The sequence below is a fragment of the Caballeronia sp. S22 genome (assembly GCF_964261745.1).
Lineage (GTDB): Bacteria > Pseudomonadota > Gammaproteobacteria > Burkholderiales > Burkholderiaceae > Caballeronia > Caballeronia jiangsuensis.
On sequence record NZ_OZ180037.1, the window covers coordinates 379,687 to 398,599 of the forward strand.

At 61.0% G+C, this 18,913-nt stretch carries 18 protein-coding genes; 13 read left to right on the forward strand and 5 right to left on the reverse strand.

Annotation, left to right across the window (positions count from 1 at the left end):
• Nucleotides 1-20: 20 nt before the first annotated feature.
• A complete protein-coding gene (locus ACEN42_RS25420; RefSeq protein WP_371884737.1) occupies nt 21-1,427 on the reverse strand; it encodes a replication initiation protein in 1,407 nt (468 codons plus the stop codon).
• Nucleotides 1,428-2,072: 645 nt separating this feature from the next.
• Here ACEN42_RS25420 and ACEN42_RS25425 point away from each other — a divergent pair.
• From ACEN42_RS25425 to ACEN42_RS25435, 3 genes are all read left to right on the forward strand, one after another.
• A complete protein-coding gene (locus tag ACEN42_RS25425; protein WP_371884738.1) occupies nt 2,073-3,284 on the forward strand; it encodes an AAA family ATPase in 1,212 nt (403 codons plus the stop codon).
• Complete coding sequence (locus tag ACEN42_RS25430) at nt 3,281-4,258, forward strand: ParB/RepB/Spo0J family partition protein (RefSeq protein WP_250486434.1); 978 nt, start codon at nt 3,281-3,283, stop codon at nt 4,256-4,258. Before ACEN42_RS25425 ends, ACEN42_RS25430 begins: the two co-directional genes overlap by 4 nt.
• Before the next feature lie 1,353 nt (nt 4,259-5,611).
• Nucleotides 5,612-7,690 carry a TonB-dependent receptor gene (locus tag ACEN42_RS25435; protein WP_371884739.1) on the forward strand — a complete coding sequence of 693 codons (2,079 nt, stop codon included), beginning with the start codon at nt 5,612-5,614 and terminating at the stop codon, nt 7,688-7,690.
• 21 nt (nt 7,691-7,711) lie between these two features.
• Here ACEN42_RS25435 and ACEN42_RS25440 read toward each other — a convergent pair whose 3' ends face one another.
• Both ACEN42_RS25440 and ACEN42_RS25445 read right to left on the reverse strand, forming a co-directional pair.
• Nucleotides 7,712-8,185 (reverse strand): hypothetical protein, encoded by a 474-nt coding sequence (locus ACEN42_RS25440; RefSeq protein WP_371884740.1) that lies wholly within the window; start codon nt 8,183-8,185, stop codon nt 7,712-7,714.
• A gap of 28 nt (nt 8,186-8,213) precedes the next feature.
• The gene (locus ACEN42_RS25445; RefSeq protein ID WP_187607133.1) at nt 8,214-8,681 is read right to left on the reverse strand and encodes a zinc-finger-containing protein; all 468 of its coding nucleotides are present in this window, start codon (nt 8,679-8,681) and stop codon (nt 8,214-8,216) included.
• Nucleotides 8,682-9,107: 426 nt separating this feature from the next.
• On the opposite strand from ACEN42_RS25445, the gene ACEN42_RS25450 reads away from it, so the two are divergent.
• The 5 genes from ACEN42_RS25450 (at nt 9,108) to ACEN42_RS25470 (ending at nt 12,634) form a co-directional block, all read left to right on the forward strand.
• Nucleotides 9,108-9,329 carry a hypothetical protein gene (locus ACEN42_RS25450; protein ID WP_374191208.1) on the forward strand — a complete coding sequence of 74 codons (222 nt, stop codon included), beginning with the start codon at nt 9,108-9,110 and terminating at the stop codon, nt 9,327-9,329.
• Between the two features lie 377 nt (nt 9,330-9,706).
• Nucleotides 9,707-10,111: a hypothetical protein gene (locus ACEN42_RS25455; RefSeq protein ID WP_371884742.1), complete on the forward strand. Its 405-nt coding sequence runs from the start codon at nt 9,707-9,709 to the stop codon at nt 10,109-10,111.
• A gap of 9 nt (nt 10,112-10,120) precedes the next feature.
• Complete coding sequence (locus tag ACEN42_RS25460) at nt 10,121-10,486, forward strand: cytochrome c (protein WP_371884743.1); 366 nt, start codon at nt 10,121-10,123, stop codon at nt 10,484-10,486.
• A gap of 59 nt (nt 10,487-10,545) precedes the next feature.
• Entirely contained in the window at nt 10,546-11,595 is a 1,050-nt protein-coding gene (locus tag ACEN42_RS25465; RefSeq protein WP_371884744.1) for a catalase, read from the forward strand.
• Between the two features lie 118 nt (nt 11,596-11,713).
• Nucleotides 11,714-12,634, forward strand: a complete 921-nt coding sequence (locus ACEN42_RS25470) for an AEC family transporter (RefSeq protein WP_238216943.1) — start codon at nt 11,714-11,716, stop codon at nt 12,632-12,634.
• 7 nt (nt 12,635-12,641) lie between these two features.
• Here ACEN42_RS25470 and ACEN42_RS25475 read toward each other — a convergent pair whose 3' ends face one another.
• A complete protein-coding gene (locus tag ACEN42_RS25475) occupies nt 12,642-13,607 on the reverse strand; it encodes a LysR family transcriptional regulator (RefSeq protein ID WP_371884745.1) in 966 nt (321 codons plus the stop codon).
• Between the two features lie 20 nt (nt 13,608-13,627).
• Nucleotides 13,628-14,473: a helix-turn-helix domain-containing protein gene (locus ACEN42_RS25480; RefSeq protein WP_371884746.1), complete on the reverse strand. Its 846-nt coding sequence runs from the start codon at nt 14,471-14,473 to the stop codon at nt 13,628-13,630.
• A 334-nt stretch (nt 14,474-14,807) separates the two neighbouring features.
• Here ACEN42_RS25480 and ACEN42_RS25485 point away from each other — a divergent pair, with 334 nt between their 5' ends.
• The 5 genes from ACEN42_RS25485 (at nt 14,808) to ACEN42_RS25505 (ending at nt 18,885) form a co-directional block, all read left to right on the forward strand.
• Nucleotides 14,808-15,662 carry a transporter gene (locus tag ACEN42_RS25485; RefSeq protein WP_371884747.1) on the forward strand — a complete coding sequence of 285 codons (855 nt, stop codon included), beginning with the start codon at nt 14,808-14,810 and terminating at the stop codon, nt 15,660-15,662.
• A 25-nt stretch (nt 15,663-15,687) separates the two neighbouring features.
• Nucleotides 15,688-17,412: an FAD-dependent oxidoreductase gene (locus ACEN42_RS25490; RefSeq protein ID WP_371884748.1), complete on the forward strand. Its 1,725-nt coding sequence runs from the start codon at nt 15,688-15,690 to the stop codon at nt 17,410-17,412.
• Nucleotides 17,409-17,786, forward strand: coding sequence for a cytochrome c family protein (locus ACEN42_RS25495; RefSeq protein ID WP_371884749.1), 378 nt, complete (start codon nt 17,409-17,411; stop codon nt 17,784-17,786). Before ACEN42_RS25490 ends, ACEN42_RS25495 begins: the two co-directional genes overlap by 4 nt.
• 23 nt (nt 17,787-17,809) lie before the next feature.
• Nucleotides 17,810-18,256: a nuclear transport factor 2 family protein gene (locus ACEN42_RS25500; protein ID WP_371884750.1), complete on the forward strand. Its 447-nt coding sequence runs from the start codon at nt 17,810-17,812 to the stop codon at nt 18,254-18,256.
• Nucleotides 18,257-18,393: 137 nt separating this feature from the next.
• On the forward strand, nt 18,394-18,885 hold the full coding sequence (locus ACEN42_RS25505; RefSeq protein WP_238216954.1) for a hydroxyquinol 1,2-dioxygenase: 492 nt from the start codon (nt 18,394-18,396) through the stop codon (nt 18,883-18,885).
• Nucleotides 18,886-18,913: the final 28 nt, after the last annotated feature.

An 18,913-nucleotide genomic window follows, 5' to 3' on the forward strand; every position in this document is an offset into this window, starting at 1 on the left:
ATCCGCGGCGCTCGCGAGAATCAGATCCGGCTGCCCGCGCGCGCTTTTTTCATTTTCGCGTAGACATGGGCACAGAACGCGTCGGCGACCACGCGATTGACCGTGAGAATATTTTCGGCGCTCACGCTCTCGCGTGAAAGGCCCTGCTTTTCGATGAGCCGCTGCGGAATCAACTGGCTCACGAACGAGTGGCAAAGCTCCTTGCGCGCGGAAGCATCGACCGACTCGAAGTACTCGCGGCCGGCCTGGATCTCTTCGCTCATCTTGGCCTTGGCCGTGTCGTTCTGAACCTGGATGCTGGCCTGAAGATGCGCCTGCGCCGTATCGCGCGAGCGACGGTCCTTTTTGTCGTCCTCGAGTTGCTTCGCCTTCATCGACGCCATTCTCCGGTCCGCTTCGCCGATGCGGTAATTCCCCTCCAGCGCCTTGAAGAGATAGCCGCGCGGGCTGACCGTCACCTTGCCCTCGTTGAGCTTGAACCGCGTGTATTCGATAGCCTGCTCGAGCCGCTCGTCGGTCCAGACGTCGCGGCGCTTGGCGAGGCGCTCGAAGTCGGGCGTATCGAAGGCGAACTCGTTGTGCAACAGGAGATACATCGAATCCTGAATACCGGCGCGCGCTGCGTCCGCGCCCTGCTTCTTCGTGAAGCGGAAACGGATTTTCAGCTTTTCCGCCGGAACACGCTCGGCGTTGGGCTCCCAGCTGACATCGAAATCCGAGACGTCGTTGAGCTGGTCGATAGCGGGCTCGAGGAAGCGCTTCTTGAATTCCTTCACTTCCTTGCGCGACTCGCCGACCTTGCCCGGCCATTCCAGTACGTCTTCGAACGCGAACCACTCCGTCACGCCGTGGCCTTCGCACGGGATGAGGCGGTCGTAGATCGCGCGGGCGAGCGAAAGCGAGAAAGCCGTCGATGCGCGCAGGCTCAGCCAATGCGCCTTGTACGGGCTGATCAGATACTTGATGACGCGTCCCGCAAGCAGGATGCAAACGACGTTACGCTCGATGTAGCAATCGCCCAGCAGGCTGATGGTTCCCCACGAGTCCTTTTCGGTCAATTCCTCGATCGACGGCGCCGTCATGATTTCGACGCGCGCCCGGGCCGCGGAGCGCATCTGCGCGATGAGGTGGCTGTGGTTTCGGCTGTCGTAACGCATCAGCCACTTGAAGTAGTTGATGTCGGCCGTGAAGGTATAGACCTTGTCGTCGATGAGCTCTTCAGGCGCCTTGGTCGCGACGATGAAGTACGCGGCATCGAGCACGCGGCGCGCGGCGATGCCCAAGCCGCCGACCCGGGTGAAGATGTTGTTGCGCAGGAAACCAATGTCCCTTGTCGATTCGCAGATCGCCGAACCTTGCGCGGACATGTCTTCGTAAATGTCCAGCGCCAGTTGTTTCGGCGTGACGGTGAGGTCTTGGTTTTCCATGCTTCCGATTCGGCTTCGATCCCCGGCACTCTATCAGGCGAGCGAGGGGTGTCAACACAAAAACCACCCCGGGGATCCTCAGGATTATCCGCACAAAAACCGTCCCGATTGCCGGTAGCGATCACAATTTCCGCCCCGATCGCCACAAATACCGGCCCCACTTGCCCAATTTGCGGATCGTGCGTCACAAAAACCGTCCCACGCTTCACAAAAAGCGTCCCTATCCGCAGAGTTTGCGATTGATTTTTAAGGGAAATGGGTGGTTCTGTTTGTTGGTGGGTGGGTCTAGGTTTACAAAAAACATGACAGACGGTCCCGTGATGTTTACTTGCAACGACGCAGCAAACTCGTTAAGTCATTGAATATTTGACGGTATTTTTCAGGGCGGGACTTACACAAAAACCGCCACCGGGGTGGTTTTTGTGCGGCGGCAATGCGGGGTTGAGAAAACTGCGGAAGCAAGACGCAAAAGTGCGGTTGTAAAAGTGGTCGATTGAGTACGCGGCAGACCATAAAAAAGCCCGAAAAATCAATCGAATGCGGGCTTGGTACTGTCCGAATAGTCAATTCTCCGCGCAACACAACCTTGTTTACGCGTATTCGTGTATTCTGCGCTTCGGCGTCAATACTTGGAGAAAGCGCAGAATGGCAAACGTAGGCACCCTACCTATGGAAGACCGGAAAGTTACCCTTCGCGAAGTTGCGGAGTTCGCCGATAACCTCGAGCCCTTTTCGGACAACCTTCGGGAGCAAATTCTCGCTCCACGGCCGCGCAAGCTCGCGCCTTTCTACACGATCAGCGAGCTGGCTGAGATGTGCAATCTGACGCGGCAGCAGATTCAATATCTGGTGACAAAGGGCGAAGGAGGTTTGCCACCGGGAACACTCAACGGAAGCGGCCGGAGCCGAACGTTTACTCTGCCCGAAGTGCGCATGTGGGTGAAGATGGCTTCCGACATTTACCAGACGCGTCTCGGCGACAGCGATAGTGCTTTCCGCGGCAAGGTTCTGACGACTGCACAATTGAAGGGCGGTTCGGCAAAGACCACGACGACGGTTTGCCTGGCACAAGCGTTGACCCTTCTCGGCCGCAAGGTGTTGCTCGTTGACCTCGATCCGCAGGCTTCGGCGTCGGAGTTGTGTGGTCTCTACGCCGAGAAGGAAATATCCGGCGACGACACCGTGCTGCCCTATATCTACGATCAAAACGTCGAGGGTGGTCTCGGGGCAAGTGTGCAGTCGACGTACTGGGATGGCCTCGACATCATCCCGGGTCATACCTTCCTATATGGAGCGGAGTTCCTTCTGCCCGCTCGCCAAAAAACGATTCAGGGTTATCGATTCTGGGCGGTGTTGCGCGAGGGCCTGGAACCGCTGCGTTCGCAGTACGACTACATCTTGATCGACACGTCGCCGTCGCTGTCGTATATGAACCTTAACGCGTTGCTTGCCGCTGACGCGCTCGTCATGCCGATGATTCCCGAGAATCTCGACTTCATCAGTTCGCTCGCTTTCTGGCGATTGTTCTCCGACGTCGCGGAAGATTTTCTTCCATATGAAGAAGACAAAGTTTATGACTTCATTTCCATCCTGTTGTCAAAGGTGGACTATGGCAAGACATCGTCGGCGCCGGTCGTGCGTCAATGGGCCCAAAGCGCGTACGGTCGTTGGCTCGATCCGTTCGAAATTCCGGCGAGCTCTGTGATGAGCGGTGGAGCGCTTTCGTTCTCGACCGCACTTGACGTCGTCAGTACGCACTCCACGGCGAAGTCACTTCAGCGGGTGCGCCAGCCCATGATTCAATATGCCAAATGGCTGGATGATATGTTCGTCAAATCGTGGAAGGAGCCGGCATGAGTAATAACATCCGAGAACAGCTCATGGCCAAGACGGCCAACCTTCCGAAGCCAGCGGATTTCAAAGGCGAGAACAAAAAAGATAAGACGAACCGCGGTCCGCAGACGATGCCGGGCATCACGAGCGCTTTGGCCGCTGCCCAGCTTCGGATTCAGGAGCTCGAGGCGCGGGGTGTCGAAACCGAAATTTCCGTCGACATCATCGTGCCGAATCCATGGCAGCCGCGTCGTCAGTTCAGCGAGGCCAAGCTCGCGGAACTGGCGCGATCGATTGGCGAAGTCGGATTGCTGCAGGCGGTTACGGTTCGACGCGTCGGAGAGGCGTTTCAACTCGTCGCGGGAGAGCGACGTTGGCGCGCGCACAAGCTGATCAACAAGACGACGGTTCGTGCGGTTGTGATCGATTGCACGGATCAGGATATGGCGGCTCTCGCGCTGATGGAAAACGTCACGCGCGATGATCTTTCTGATTACGAAATCGCGATCGCGATTCGCCGGGCTGAAGCAGAGTTTCCCAATCGAACGCGGCTTGCGGAGGCAATGGGCATCACTCGAAGCGACCTTTATCGATTTCTTGCGTACGACTCGTTGCCGGACTTTGTGAAGCGAGATCTGGATTTGAATCCGTCAGTGCTTGGAGCATCGTCGGCACAGGATATCGTCAACGCGTTAAAGAAGACTGGCGAGCAGGGTATCAAGGCGTTGCGGGAGTTGTGGCCGCAGGTTCTTTCGGGCGATCTGGTGCAGACCAAGGTCGCGGCGAGTCTTAGCGCCCAGGCGAGTCGTGGAGAGCCGGCGACGGATGCAGGCGGCCGAAGCATTCTCAAGATATTCGCGGGAAAAGTTCAGGCCGGAAGCATCACGAAGGATGTGAAGGGGCTGACTTTTAAGTTCAAGGCGGGTGTTATGACGGAGGAGCAGGAAAATCAGCTGAGGGAACACATAGGAAAGATGTTCTCCATACAGTCTGAGTGATCGGATCCAAGACCCGCTTCGGCGGGTTTTTTTATCTCTGTTGGTGGTGGTTTGGACCGGTCTTTTCGACCCTGGACTTAGCAGCACTCAGATCGAGTGTCCGAATTCGGACACTCGAGACGGGGTTGGACAAGATGTTTGGCGCTCAGTGGGAAGGCCTTGGTTTTGATGGGGCATTAGTGTCCGAATTCGGACACTTTGATCGCTCCGTGGGAAGGGGTCTAGCCCTACGCCTGAGGCGCAACAGAATGCACGGGCGAACACGCCAATTCTCAGTCCGGGTCAGCGCTAACTTCATCCGCCCCGTTAAGGTAAGAGCAAGTGGTACGCAACCTTCTGCGGCCATAGGACCTCACGCACTGCGAAAACGACGCTCTACCATCCCCTAAGCTCAGCCGCCATGCCCCGGCGTTCAACACCTCCGCGTGCAGATTTACACGCTTGATGAATCGAAACGAGAATTCCGAGCGCGAGCCTTGAACTAGCCATTCTGGGCAGAGAACGCGTGATAGGGACCTCTCATCCAGTCAGACGGTTCGCTGACGGTCAGTCTGTCTAAGAGCGGCCCAGAACGGCGCTCACAGTGGGATCACTAGGCAGCGGTTTGGGAAATAAAAACAGCTCGAGCAGAAACCTTCTGCAGTCGCAGACTTGAATGCAGAGGCGATGATGAAACGTGGTCGGAGAACTCTTCGACCACTCTTGGACTGTTGCCGCTGCTTATGGAGTGTCGCCCAATAATCTGGGGAATCGTCCGGCACTTTATAGGCGCAACTCTCTACCATCCGCGCAACAGCCCTAACGCTCGTCGTCAAACGGCAGACCCCTGCGGATTTCAACGGTCCTACGACGGCGGAAGGAGTCCGTCGCCCGCGCTCGGCAGCGCAAGAATATACGCAGCGGTCGCGCAGCGCGACGAGAGGTCGAGAGCACGTGCTCCATCGCACTAAAGCATCTCGACGTCGCCTCTCACAGACCGATTTCGCCCCAGCGGACCATGCTCGTACCGTGAAACAGTCAGAATAAAATTCATCGCGAATTTATCAACTTAAAATCAACGAGTTATATCAGATTTCGGAACTTGTTTCACGGGTAACACTCCTTGTGCTGTGCGACGTGTTCATCTGCGCTCGAAGACGAAGGAGTCGCTGCTTGAACAGCCATCTAATTGGGCATCTGTAACGAACGATACTGATTGCGTATTGCTTGGATCAGGCAAATGAACCGTCGAATTTAGCTACTTCAAGCCTCAGTCGCCAAGACCAAACGATACGTTATATCATCACATTGCGTCCTCAGAGACGATAAGCAGGCGTCTTTAACTGACTTACACAAGAAACGTTATAACATTACATGACGACCAACGAAAACAAACGCAACCCATCCACCACGCCCGGCTCAAAGTTCATAGTCCTGACCGCACTCCTTCTCACAACACCCGCCCGAGCCCAATCGAACGCGATCGAAGACACCCCAATCCCCCCGATCTTCGTCACCGCCAACCCACTAGGCTCGAACACTGTGGTATCTCCGACGAGCTCGTTAGAAGGAAACGCACTTACCTTGCGACAGGCGAATTCCCTGGGCGAAACGCTCAACGGTCTACCCGGCGTCTCCACGACAACCTACGGCCCAATGGTCGGCCGACCGATTATCCGCGGCATGGACGGCGACCGAATCCGCCTGCTCCAAAACGGCGTCGCGGCTTTCGACGCATCGTCGCTGTCATACGACCACGCCGTGCCGCAAGAGACCTTGTCCGTGGAACGCGTGGAAATCGTGCGCGGACCAGCCGCCTTGCTCTACGGCGGCAACGCGATCGGCGGGGTAGTGAACACCATCGACAACCGCATTCCGCGGGAATCGATCGAAGGCGTAACGGGCCAGGTCGATGCCAGCTACGGCGGCGCCAACGATGCCCGCGCCGGAGCGGCGCAAGTCGAGGGCGGCAACGGACGTTTCGCGTTCCACGTCGATGCCTTCGACCGCGAAACGAGCAATGAACGCATCCCCGGATTCGCGCATTCCGACCGTCAGCGCGCGATCGACGGACCCGATGTCCCGCAACCCTACGGCAGCATTCCGAACAGCGACGGCCGCTGGCACGGCGGCGCCGTCGGTTCGTCGTACACGTGGGCGGACGGCTACGCGGGCATCAGCTACAACGGTTACGACGCGAACTACGGTTCGGTCGCCGAGGACGATGTGCGTCTGCGCATGCATCAGGACCACATCGCCGCGGCATCCGAGATTCGTAATCTGCAGGGCCCGTTCAGCCAGTTGAAGTTCAACTTCGCCTACACCGATTACGAGCACAAGGAAATCGACAACGGCGAGACCGGCACGACCTTCCGCAATCACGGCTACGAAGCGCGTATCGAGGCGCGGCACAAGAAAATTGGCCCGCTCGACGGCGCGATCGGCGTGCAACTGAGCCAGAACACGTTCTCGGCGCTCGGCGACGAAGCGCTCGTGCCCACGTCGCAAACGACCAATGCGGCGCTTTTTGGTCTCGAAGAATGGACCGTCACCGATGCGCTCAAGCTGAGCATCGGCGCACGCTACGAACACGTGAACATCGACCCGACGTCCGGCGGAAACGAAAAGTTCGCCGATTCGCCAAAGCGCGATTTCAACGCGGGCAGCATCTCCGCCGGCGCGCTGTTCAAACTGAACGCGGCCTGGAGCGTGGCCGGGAATATCGCGTACACGGAGCGCGCGCCCACCTACTACGAGCTCTACTCGAACGGCCCGCACGATGCGACAGGCCAATATCTGATCGGCAACCCCGACGCGCAGAAGGAAAAAGCGATATCGACCGATCTGTCGTTGCGTTTCGCGAGCGGCCCGAACAAGGCGAGCGCGGGCGTCTTCTACAGCCGCTTTCGCAACTACCTGACCGAGTTCAATACAGGCCGCCTCGTCAACGACGACGACGAACCCGTTGCGCCCGGCACCGACGACGCGCTCAACGAAGCTGTCTACCGCGGCGTGCGCGCGGAGTTCTACGGCGTGGAGCTGGACGGAACCTGGCGCGTCTTCGATAAGGGCGCGCAGCGTCTCGACGTCGAATTCGTCGCGGACTACACGCACGCGCGCAATCTCGATACCGGCGAGGCGTTGCCGCGCATCTCACCGCTGCGCGCGACGCTCGCGCTCGACTACGCCTACGGACCGTACGGCGCAAGAACCGAGCTGGTTCATGCGTGGGCGCAGCATCGCGTTCCCGAAAACGACCTGCCGACCGGCAGCTACACGACGATCGGCGTCATCCTGACGTACAAGTTCCGCTTCGGCTCGACGAACTGGCTCGCGTACGTGCGCGGCCAGAACCTGACGAATCAGGAAGTGCGCTACGCGAGCTCGGTCGTGCGCGACATCGCGCCCGAAGGCGGCCGCAGCGTGATGATCGGCTTGCGCACCGCCTTCTGACGACGAGGCGCGCGGGCGGCGTCAGAGCGGCGCCGACTTGCGCGCCGGAAGCGGCTGATAAGGTTCGCCCGCCTTGAAGCGTTCGAGCCGATCGCTCGCGACGGAAAGCGCACCCATCGACGCACGCCGCAACTGATGATCGTAAAGCGACACGATCGCGGCGAGCCGCTCGAAGTTCTCCGCCGCGAGCGTCCAGGAACCGGACGTGCGGCCGGCGTCGAACACGGCGGCCATCGTCTGATCCGCGCGAAGCAGTTCGTCGTGAGAGAAGTCGCCGTGGCCCGCTTCCGCGAGGAACTTGGCGAGATACATCGCCTCGGTGATGTGCTGCGCGGGCGCGATATCCGGCGAGCCGGAACGCAAGGCCGTCAGCGACATATGGGCCGCGAGCGCGAGCTCGTCTGCCACCGCGCGCGGAATGGGAAGCAGCTGCGCCTTGCTGAGCCGCGCGCGCGTCGCCTGAGGCGAGCGCTGGAAGGGAAGAGTGCGTGACATGCGAGCATCGATGGTTGACCTTCTCAGGTTAACGTTCATCGATCGCCGAATCTGAAGGGTGCTGACCGCGTTCCTGTGCGAAATGTTCGACCACCGCAATCGCGCGCTCGCACTGATCGGCGTCGAGCGTGTGGATGCTGCACTTGTCGGGCTCGACGCCGATCGTCTGCGCGAGCCACTTCATTCCCTTGGACCGCGCCTCGAAAACATTGCAGCCGTCGCGCCGGACCTTGGCCTGCACGAGCGGTTCGAGCGCCGCATGTAGTTTCACTTTCAGATCGCGCAATCGCGCATCGGCGAGACGGCCAAGCGGGACATTGCGCGTGCTGCGCGGAAAGATGCCGATCCACGCCTGACAATCGGCGCACATCCAAAGCGGGCCGTGATCGTCGCGATACGGATAGGCTTCGTCGCCCGCGCGCGTCAACGTCGCGGGCGCGCCGCAGTAATCGCAGTTCGGATGGGGAAGCGGTTTGACAGGTCGGCCGACACGCATTGCCAGAGACTCACGAGAGGGAAAACCAATATAGCAAAACTGGAAGTCCGCTTCGAAATGCATGCTCCCCGAAAGTTCCGGACATCGAGCGATATCGCAACCCGCTTAAAGCAAGCTCGTTCGCAAAGAGCTCGTCACGCGCGAGTGCAAAGGAGCCCTTCGATCGGGAATTTACTTTTCCGATCCACGGTATAGGGTAAGGAGTGCGTGCTGCAAGCCACGCGCTTCTTCGGAGCCTACAGGCCCCAACCCTCACGTTCGATCAGAAGCCTGGAAGGCGCACCGTCCTCGCGCCCGACCGGGTCCGTGCATGTATGCCCGCAAGCTCGTCGCAAGCTTGCAGTCCTCAATTGATTAATGATTCGAGAGGTGATGGCGATGAGAGCAAATTATTTATTGGCAGCAACGGCCGCTGGCATCTTCGCGATGAGCACTGTCGCTCAGGCGCAAGACATGCAGATGTCGCCGGCACAGGGCAGCGCCGCGCAGCAAAGCGCGCAAGACAGCGGCACCGCAACGAGCGATTCGAGCTACGGCGGAGCGATGTCGACGAGCAAGTCGGGCAGCACGTCGCGCGATGCCTGGACGGGCAGCACGACTCAGCTCTGCACGCCGGGACTGAGCTGCAATATCTATAGCGGTCAATAAGGCAGAGTTTCCGTAGCGGCGTGCCGAAGGCGGCGGGGACGCCTTCGATCTCATTTCTTCCTCCAGTCAGTTCTCTTCCATTTCGCAGTCCCCCAATGGCGGGGTGCAGCCCCTCCCGATGCGTGGTTTTTCCCGACGATCGTTCGGTCGATAGTAGAGCCCATCACAAGACGGCCACTCATCGGCCACGCGTGGGTTCTCCACACGACAGACTCCCATCTGCGGCGAAGCGGCGAGAACGCGCGGCATGCGCGACGCTCTGATATTGCCGACGCTCGCGGATTTCCTGGCTTCACATTCGTCGAGGCCACGTTCGTTCTCTATGCATGAGCCCATCTGGACAGCCGCCGTGACGCGGCCAGCAAGGAGGTACCGAAATGAGATCCCATCTGACGAAGTACGCGATGTTCCTCGCGATCACCCTGGCGGCGTTCGGCGCGACATGCGAAACGAGCCTCGCCGCGAACGGCACGGACGATGCCGATGCACGCCTTATCGCCGTCGACGGCGGTCCGCTCACGCTCACCGTTCAGACGCCGTCGGGTGGAACATCGCGCCTGATCTACGCCGATGAAGACGGCTGGCGGCTCGATGATCGCGACGCTCGTCTCAAGCCCACGGAAGCGCGCATTACGCCCGCGTCGGCGGAACCGCAAAAGGAAGCGTCCGCCAGCGAGCGTCCGATGACCGTATTCATCGACGGTCCGACGGGTTTCACCTACGTATGGATGCGCGATCAGGGCTGGAAGTACGTCGGCCGGCTGGCCGATCGCAAGCGTTGAGCGGTCCTCGTGACGCAACGCTCGCTTTCGTGCTTCATCGCGTGCATGGTCGGCGCGTCGCTGTCCGCGCATGCGCAGACGCAAGGTCCCGACGCCGCGCTCGCCGATGGCTGGCGCGCGGTGCGTGTCGCCGACTGCGCGCGTTGTCACGGCAAGGATCACGAGGGACTCGCCGCACCGTCGATCGTCGGCTTTGCGCGCACGCAGAGCCGCGAGCGCTTCATCGCCGCGATTCTCGACGGCAATCCGCAAATGGGCATGCCTGCATACCGCGGCAATCCGCTGATCGAGAATCATATCGACGATATCTACCGCTACTTCGCCGCACGCGCTGATGGCAGCCTCGCTGCCGGCGCGATGCCGGGTCGCGAGTGAGATAACGCAACTAGACTTTAAATGCGCGCTTTCAATCGAAGCGCGAACGGAGGTGAATCATGAGCTTCACTCAATCAATCAGCGACGGCACCGGCTGGTCCGACAAGCTCGACGATGCGACCACGCTCGCCATGCTAGTGACGGCGATCGGCACGCAGCAGACGAAGCTCGCCGCCAGCAGCCACACGGGCCTGAACGGGCTGATCGACCGCGCACAGCATCAGAAGCAACTGCTCGGTGCGTTCGGCACGCTTCGCATTGCAGACGACATTCCCGAGGCCGCGCGCTTCGGACCGTTCGCGTCGGCGGGGCCGGCCACGTATCGCGTCGCGTGCCGCATCTCCAACGGACAGCCGTGCCCGCAGGCTGAGACGTCATCCGATGTTCGCGGTATCGCGCTGAAGTTTTTCACGCGGGAGGGCGTCGAAACCGATCTGCTGATGACGAACGAAGGCGGGCGCTCGCATGCCCGCGATGCGGCGCAATTCATGGCGGTGGCCGATATCATCGTCGCGTTGCTTGCCGAGGGAACGGTCAGCGGCATCGCGCAGGGCTTGCGCGAGATGATGATGGCGCGGCTCGGGCCCGTCGAGGGCGCGCGCATTCTGGCGATCCTCTTCAAGGAAACCAAGGTGCATCACGTCGGCAGCGTGGCGACCGAACACTACTGGGGATCGGTCGTGCAGCTCGGCCGGGCCGCCATCAAATACTCGCTTCACCCGCACCCGTCGACGCCTGCCGGAACGAATGCCGAGCGTCATGGCGATAACTATCTGCGCGCCGACATATTCAATCGCCTGGAGCAACGTCCGGTGATGTGGCAGCTCGGCCTGCAATTCTTCATCGACGAAGCAACGACGCCGGTGAACGATGCATCCGTCGCATGGAAGTCGGACGTGGTCATGATCGGCGAGCTCGAAATCGATGCGCCGCCGTCGATCGACGAGGAAGCGCGCATCAGCCAGCTCGCGTTCAATCCGGCCAACGGCTTCGCGCCGCTCGGCATCACGCATGCGCGCAAGGATGTGTATGCGGCGAGCGCCGCGAATCGCAAGGGACGGGGCGTTCTTTCGAGCGACGAGGCGCGCACGCTCTTGAGCGGCCACTGAAGTTCGCCATCGCGCGACTGCGCAAGATGGCGAGTCGCGCGCCGCTTTTCTCCGATAATGGTGCGCATTCAGAAACGGGCCATCGTGCTCGGGCGCTTCACCTACATCGGAGCCCGCCATGCATCTTGCCGGCATGATTCTTCCGATCTTCGCCATCATCCTGACAGGATGGCTGGCGCGCGTCTCGGGCTACATGCCGCATGCGCTGGCGCCGTCGCTGATGCGCTTCGCCTACTATGTCGCGATGCCCGCGCTGGTCTTCCTGACCATCGCCGACGAGTCGCTGCACTCGCTGCTCGAGTGGCGCTTTCTCGCCGCGTTCGGCGGCGGCTCGATGATCTGTTTCGCGGCCGTGCTGCTCGTCGCGCGAATCGCACGCGGTGCGAGCCTTGCCGCGAGCGCGATGCTCGCCGCCGCCGTGTCGATGACCAATACCGGCTTCGTCGCGTTGCCGATCCTGAAGACGCTCTACGGCAAACCCGGCGTGCTCGCGGCGGCGGTCGCGACCGTCTTCGTCGGCGCGATCATGTTTCCCGTGCTTGTCGTGCTGATCGAAATCGGCCGTCTCGATGCGTCGCGCAAGATCGACGTGACGGCGCTCGTTCGCCAGATCGCGACCAATCCCGTGATTCTCGCGACGATCTGCGGACTGCTGTGGTCGATCGGCGGATTGACGCTGCCCGCGCCGGTCGTATCGTTTCTCACGATACTCGGCGAAGCGCTGACGCCGTGCGCGCTCTTCGCGATCGGTCTCGATCTGAGCTTGAACGAGTTGCGCGGGCGCGTGAATCTCTATGCGCTTCTGACCGTGCTCAAACTCGCGATCGTGCCGCTCGTCGTGTACGTCCTGTGCATCGCGAGCGGACTCGGCCACACCGCGACCATCGCCGCCGTCGTGTGCGCCGCCGTGCCGACTGCAAAGAGCGCTTACGTGCTTGCCTCGGAATACGACGTCGAGAAAAGCGTCGTCGGCGCGGTCATCTCGATGACCACGCTCTTTTCGATCGTCACATTGCTAGCTTGGCTTTACATTCTTTAGCGACGCTTCAAACGTCGCCCAGTTCTTCATCGACGTTGCGCTCTTCATCGTCGGGCGGCGAAATGCCGAGCGCCTTGTCCCATTGCGGCTCGCTCAGATAGCGCTCGCGCAGGAAATCGACGAAGGCCTTCACCTTCGTCGTCGATCGATGCGATGTCGGATACACCGCGCTCAACCACAGCGGCGGCGCCGCGTAGTCGGGCAGCACGCGCACGAGCCGGTGTTCGAGCAGATCGCTCGCGGCGACCATCGTCGGCAGATAGACGACACCCGCGCCCGCGCGCGCGAATTCGAGCAGCAGATGCACGCTGTTCGTTTTCAGCACGGCGTTGAGCGCGATTTCATAACACTCGTTGCCCTTCATGAGCGGCCAGTTGTCGCCCCACGGATAGTGCGCGTAACGGGCGAAATCATGACGCAGCAGATCGAGCGGCGTCTCGATTACGGGCTCTTCCTTGAGATACGCGGGCGTCGCGCACAACACGCCGCGCACTGGAAAGAGCTTGCGTTCGACGAGCAGATTCGACGCGGGCGGATAGATCTGCAGCGCGAGATCGAAGCCTTCCTGCACGGGATCGATCACGCGATCGTTCACCGTCACGACGAACTCGATGCGCGGATGCGCCTCGCGAAACGCGATCAGCGCCTGAGAAAAATGCCCGAGCGCGAAGCCAGGCAGCACATGAACATTGAGCGTGCCCGACAGCGATTGCGTCTGCTCGCTCGCGCGGCCCGACAGTTCGCCCACCTTCGAGACGAGCAGCAGGCAATCGCGATAGTACGTTTCGCCGACTTCCGACAACCTCACCGCACGCGTTGAGCGATGAAACAGCGCGACGCCGAAATGCTCTTCGAGTTGTTTCACGCGCGACGTGACGACCGATTTCGCCACGCCGAGCTGACGCGCCGCGCTCGCGAAGCTCTGCGCTTCGGCTGCGCGGACGAAGGCCTCCATCGACATGAAGAGGTCCATGCTTCCTCCTGTTTTCGTCGCTACGCCGCGCCGTTCCGGTAACGCAGCGGCGTCGTGCCGAGGCGCTCGGAAAAGAGCGCCGTCATGTGTTGCTGCGACGAGAATCCGCACGCGGCGGCGACATCGACGAGCGGTGCATCGCCTGAACGCAGCATGCGCGCCGCGGCGCCGATGCGCTTTTCCAGCACATACCGATACAGCGAATAACCGGTGCGCGCCTTCACGCCATCGAAGACGGCGCGCACGGGCAGTTCGAGTTCAGCGGCGACATCGGCGCAGGAAAGACTCTGATCGATGTTGTCCGCGACATACGTTTCGAGCGTGGCGAATCCGGCGTCCGTCAGCGCGGACTTGCGTTCGCGCGACGCGCGTTCGAGATGCCGCGTCGTTTCGATCCACGCGAGCGTGGCGACGCATTGCAACTCCCACGGATCGACCTTGCCCGATTCGCCGGGCGCTTTCTGGCGCGCATAGCGCACGAGATGCCGAATGGAATCGGCGCCGAGATTGCTGCGGCTGCCCGCGCGACGCAGCGGCTCCGCGCTGCGATCGGCGATGCGATTCACGAACGCATCCGCATAACGAAACGCGATGAAGCCATGCCGCACGTCGTGCGCATCGATGCGCATGCTGCCGCCGCGCGGATGATAGGCGGCCGTTTCGGCGCGGAACGTAAAAGGTGCGGCGGGGCCGTCGTCGTAGCGCGTATCGGAGACGATCGTGCCGAGCAAAAGGCAGATCATGTCCGACGAATTGCTCAGCTCCAGCGAATAGGGGCGCGGGCCGGAGATGCAGTATTCGAGTCCGGTAACGCCTGTGACCGCGCTGAAGCGGTCGATGCGAGCGGGCGCGGCGGTGGCGCTCATGATCGTGTCTCCGTGTTTTTCGCGGCTTGCCATTGACCATCGGACGCCGCTGTTCACGCGAGTATAGATGCGCGCGGGAAGCCCTTGCACGCGCGATGGGTCGCCGTTCGCGAACGCCGCGTGCGCGCTTTGCGTCCCGGTGTAAACCCGGATCCGTCAGCAAGCCGCCCGGAATCTGTAATCCGCAAAACCTGAAAGACCGGCGCGCCGCGTCTTCGTAACGTTCGCTCATACGACACGAACGACGGAGACGACGATGCAAAAGCGGCACACACGAAAGACGATTCGAAGGCGGAGCACTTGCGCACTCGCCCTGTTTGGCGCGGTTTGCTCGATGACGGCGCACGCTTCGGGCATTCCCTTCGCGACGGACCGGCCGCAAACCTGGCAGTTCAGCAGCGACTTCGAAGGCACGTACGATTCCTTCGGCCAGAACCTCGAATGGAATCACGACAACCGCGCATTCGATTCGCACGGCAATCAGGTCGCGGGTCCGGGCACGAACACGTTCGTCGGGCTCTCGACGTTCATTCACTACTGGAAAGTGCCGTCGCTGCCGCATGTCGGCTTCAACGCGAGCATCACGCTGCCCGAGATTCGCACGCAGGGCTCGCAGTTTTCCGCGAGCGGCATCGGCGATCCGCTCATCGGCGGTCTTGTCTGGTACAACCCCGCGCCCGCGACGACGCTCGGTTTTCAGGCCTACGTGCAGGTGCCGATCGGACAGAACGAAGTATCGACGAATACGTGGTCGTTCTGGCCATCCGTCTTCTACGACGACTGGTACGGGCATGTGAACGTCGATCTGCTGCTCGGCGGCATTTTGCGCGGACGCACGCTGCGTTCGGGTCAGGACGACCTGAGTCCGGGCAACACGTTTCATCTGAACCTGCGCGTCGGCTACAGCATCGCGCCGCCGGATAACCCCTTCGCGATTCCGTTCGTCGGTCTCGATTACCAGACGAGCGGCGGCACGTTCAACCAGACCGCATCGATGCCGCTCTCGAACAGCGCGAGCCGCGAAACGACCGTGGGACTGGGCGTCCTGTTCCAGTTCAAGCCGAACAGCCTGCCGTTCCTGCACCAGAAGATGTACGACCAGCTTTCCATCCAGTACCAGCACTCGGTTTCGGGGCGCAACACCACGCTCACCAACGGAATTCTCGTGCAGGCGTGGCACTACTGGTGAGCACATTCAAACGATGGAGACGAACATGAGTGAGACGAACAAGCTTCCCGCCGCATCACGGCGCAACTTCATCAAGGCCGCGAGCGCCGGAACGGCGGCTGCCGCGTTCGGCGCGGTGTCGCTGACTGCGCGCGCCGCGAGCGAGACCAGATTCGATGCGGAATACGACGTCGTCGTGTGCGGCGGCGGTGGCGGCGGCCTGCCGTGCGCGCTGTTCTCGCGCTGGCTCGGCAACCGCGTCGTGATTCTGGAGAAGGCCGGCAGCGTCGGTGGCACGGCTGCGAAGGCCGCGTTCTGGTACTGGGTGCCGAACAACGAGCCGATGCGCCGCGCGGGCATCGCCGATCCGAAGGTCGATTACATGCGCTATGTCGCGCGCCTGTCGCGGCCCGAGCAATACGATCCTTCATCGCCGAAGCTCGGCCTCTCGGACTGGGAGTACGAGATGTGCGAGGCGATCTACGACAGCGCGTCGCCGGCGGCGGAACTGCTCGCTAGCAAGGGCGCGCTGCCGTATCGGCATGAAGCGGCGGTGCCGGATTACTGGGCCGAACTGCCCGAAGACAAGGCGCCACGCGGCCGCGTGCTGTTTCCGAAAGACGGCTTGCCGAGCATGTCCGATGGCGGGCGCGTCGCGATCCGCACGATGAGCGCCGCGGCACGGCGCGATGGCATCGACATCAAGACGGGTTATCGCGTGCAGAAGGTGCTCGTCGATGAATCGGGTGCGGTGATCGGCGTCGAATCGCTGACGGAAGAGGGCGAGCTCTTTCGTGTGCGCGCCAAAAAGGCGGTGGTGTTCGCGACCGGCGGCTTCACGCACGATCCCGAACTGCGCAAGAACTTCCTGCATGGCGCGGTGTATGGCGGCTGCGCCGCGCCCACCAACGAAGGCGATTTCGTGCGCATTTCGAGCGCGCTCGACGTGCAGCTGCGCAACATGAACTACTCGTGGATGGCGCCGATCTCGCTCGACAAGGCCATCGCGAAAGACGGCTCGCTCTCCGGCATCTTCACGCCGACCGGCGATTCGATGCTCTACGTGAACAAGTACGGCAAGCGCGTCGTCAACGAAAAGCTCGCGTACAACGAGGTTTGCGCGACGTTCTCCGAATGGGACGGCGCGAAGGGCGAGTATCCGAATCTCACGCTCATTTCGATCTGGGACCAGCAGGCGCAGGACCACTGCGCGAGCGATGACTACGGCAGTCTCATCGTGCCGAAGGGCTCGAACGACCGTCACGTGCTGCGCGGCAATACGCTCGCGGAACTGGCGAACGCGATTCGCGAACGCATGGCGAAGTACAAGAGCGCGCTCGGCAACGCCGATCTCTCGGACGACTTCGTGCGCAATCTCGACGCGACGATCAAACGCTTCAACGGCTTCGCGAAGACGGGCGTGGATCAGGACTTTCATCGCGGCGAGCGCATCGTCGAGAAGCTGTTCAACGGGACCGTATCGAAGAAAGCGGATCAGAAGAACGAGACGATGTATCCGTTGAGCGCGAAAGGGCCGTACTACGCGGCGCTCATCGTGGCGGGCAATCTCGACACCAAGGGCGGCCCGAAAACCAATTCGCACGGACAGGTGCTCGATACACGCGGCGAGCCGATCAAGGGCCTGTACGGCGTCGGCAATTGCGTCGCGTCGGCGTCCGCGCGGGCTTACTGGGCGGGCGGCGGCACACTTGGACCGATCCTCGCATTTGCTTATCGTGCGGCGCAATCCGCAAGCGGAGTTCAATCATGATTCGGATAACTAATCTATTGGCGATGCTCGCGCTCGTCAGCGCAACGGCGCATGCACAGCAAGACCCCGTCGCGCTCGGCAAGAAACTCACGACGAACAATTGCGCCGTGTGCCACACCTTCGGCAAGGGCGAGCCGAACGGGCAAGGGCCGAATCTCTTCGGGATCGTCGGCAAGCCGATGGCGTCCGACCCGAGCTTCAAGTATTCGGCGGGCATGAAGGCGGCTGCATCGGGCAAGGTCTGGGACGACAAGCTGCTCGATGCGTGGCTCACCGATACGCAATCCGTCGCACCCGGCAACGCGATGACCTATTTCGAAGGCGATGAAGCGCGTCGCCAGAAGATCATCGCTTATCTGCGCACGCTGCATTGAACTGGACAACTGGAGACGAAAGCATGAATCCCATCACCATGACCGACGAACAGCGCAAGACCATCGCGCTCGAATATCTGCGCAGGCTAGATCGCGGCGCATCATTTTTCGATTTGTTCGACGACAACGCCGAAGTCTATTTCCCGAAGTGGGGCATCGCGACAGGCCGCGCGGCCTTCGAGCAACTCTTCGCGGATCTCGGTTCCGTCGTCGCGAAGTTCAAGCACGACCTCGCGTATCTGAACGTGATCCAGCAGGGCGATACGGTGGTTGTCGAAGGCACGAGCTACGGCGCGACGAAGAGCGGCGTCGAGTGGCGCGCGGGCGTCACGCACGCGGGCCGCTGGACGGACGTATTCGAAATCCGCGACTTCAAGATCCAGCGCTGCTTCATCTATCTCGATCCCGACTACGAAGGCGCGGACACGCAGCGCTATCCGTGGCTCGCGGATAAGCAGGCGCAGAAGTAAGTACTTTCCCTAGGGCCACGATCGAGGACGCATCGTTCGGCAAACGCGAACCTCGATTCATTGCCTCCCGCCGCTCGCGGCCCTAATCTTGATTCCAGCGCGACACCGCGAACGTGAACGCAGACATGGAGACAGACATGCAACAGACACAACTCGGCAGCCTCGATAACTATCGCAAGGGCACCATCGAAGTCATCAAGGGCAAGGCCTCGCACTACGTGATGTCCAACGTGTTCGAAGTCGCGAGCCACGCCGCGCCCTACGAAAAAGTGGTCGTCGGCAAGAACCTCAAATACGTGATCGAAACCTTGCGCGCGGAAGGCGTGTCGTCGTGGTTCAGCGCATCGCACGATGAATTCGTGGTCGCGCTCGATGGCGAAATCGACGTGCACTTCATCAAGCCTTCAGATGGCGCGCTGGTCAGCGAAGGCGTCGAAGGCACGGTGAAGCTCGAGGGCGAACCTTCGGGCCAGAAGATGGGCTTCGTGCGTCTGCGTCGCGGTCATCAGGCATTGCTGCCCGCGGGCGCGGCGTATCGCTTCGAAGCGCGAAAGACTGGCGTGCTGCTCGTGCAGACCATCATCGGTTCGGCATCGGTCGAGAAGTGGGCCGAGATCTGCATTCAGTGAACACGCATACGCCAACTTCTTTCAAACA

Excerpts from the sequence above, each read along its gene's own strand:
- ACEN42_RS25490 (WP_371884748.1), top strand. The coding sequence starts at position 15,688 with ATGAGTGAGACGAACAAGCTTCCCGCCGCATCACGGCGCAACTTCATC.
- ACEN42_RS25500 (WP_371884750.1), top strand. The coding sequence starts at position 17,810 with ATGAATCCCATCACCATGACCGACGAACAGCGCAAGACCATCGCGCTC.
- ACEN42_RS25495 (WP_371884749.1), top strand. The coding sequence starts at position 17,409 with ATGATTCGGATAACTAATCTATTGGCGATGCTCGCGCTCGTCAGCGCA.
- ACEN42_RS25445 (WP_187607133.1), bottom strand. The coding sequence starts at position 8,681 with ATGCGTGTCGGCCGACCTGTCAAACCGCTTCCCCATCCGAACTGCGAT.
- ACEN42_RS25455 (WP_371884742.1), top strand. The coding sequence starts at position 9,707 with ATGAGATCCCATCTGACGAAGTACGCGATGTTCCTCGCGATCACCCTG.
- ACEN42_RS25485 (WP_371884747.1), top strand. The coding sequence starts at position 14,808 with ATGACGGCGCACGCTTCGGGCATTCCCTTCGCGACGGACCGGCCGCAA.
- ACEN42_RS25450 (WP_374191208.1), top strand. The coding sequence starts at position 9,108 with ATGAGCACTGTCGCTCAGGCGCAAGACATGCAGATGTCGCCGGCACAG.
- ACEN42_RS25465 (WP_371884744.1), top strand. The coding sequence starts at position 10,546 with ATGAGCTTCACTCAATCAATCAGCGACGGCACCGGCTGGTCCGACAAG.
- ACEN42_RS25440 (WP_371884740.1), bottom strand. The coding sequence starts at position 8,185 with ATGTCACGCACTCTTCCCTTCCAGCGCTCGCCTCAGGCGACGCGCGCG.
- ACEN42_RS25505 (WP_238216954.1), top strand. The coding sequence starts at position 18,394 with ATGCAACAGACACAACTCGGCAGCCTCGATAACTATCGCAAGGGCACC.
- ACEN42_RS25420 (WP_371884737.1), bottom strand. The coding sequence starts at position 1,427 with ATGGAAAACCAAGACCTCACCGTCACGCCGAAACAACTGGCGCTGGAC.
- ACEN42_RS25425 (WP_371884738.1), top strand. The coding sequence starts at position 2,073 with ATGGCAAACGTAGGCACCCTACCTATGGAAGACCGGAAAGTTACCCTT.
- ACEN42_RS25475 (WP_371884745.1), bottom strand. The coding sequence starts at position 13,607 with ATGGACCTCTTCATGTCGATGGAGGCCTTCGTCCGCGCAGCCGAAGCG.
- ACEN42_RS25470 (WP_238216943.1), top strand. The coding sequence starts at position 11,714 with ATGCATCTTGCCGGCATGATTCTTCCGATCTTCGCCATCATCCTGACA.
- ACEN42_RS25430 (WP_250486434.1), top strand. The coding sequence starts at position 3,281 with ATGAGTAATAACATCCGAGAACAGCTCATGGCCAAGACGGCCAACCTT.
- ACEN42_RS25480 (WP_371884746.1), bottom strand. The coding sequence starts at position 14,473 with ATGAGCGCCACCGCCGCGCCCGCTCGCATCGACCGCTTCAGCGCGGTC.
- ACEN42_RS25435 (WP_371884739.1), top strand. The coding sequence starts at position 5,612 with ATGACGACCAACGAAAACAAACGCAACCCATCCACCACGCCCGGCTCA.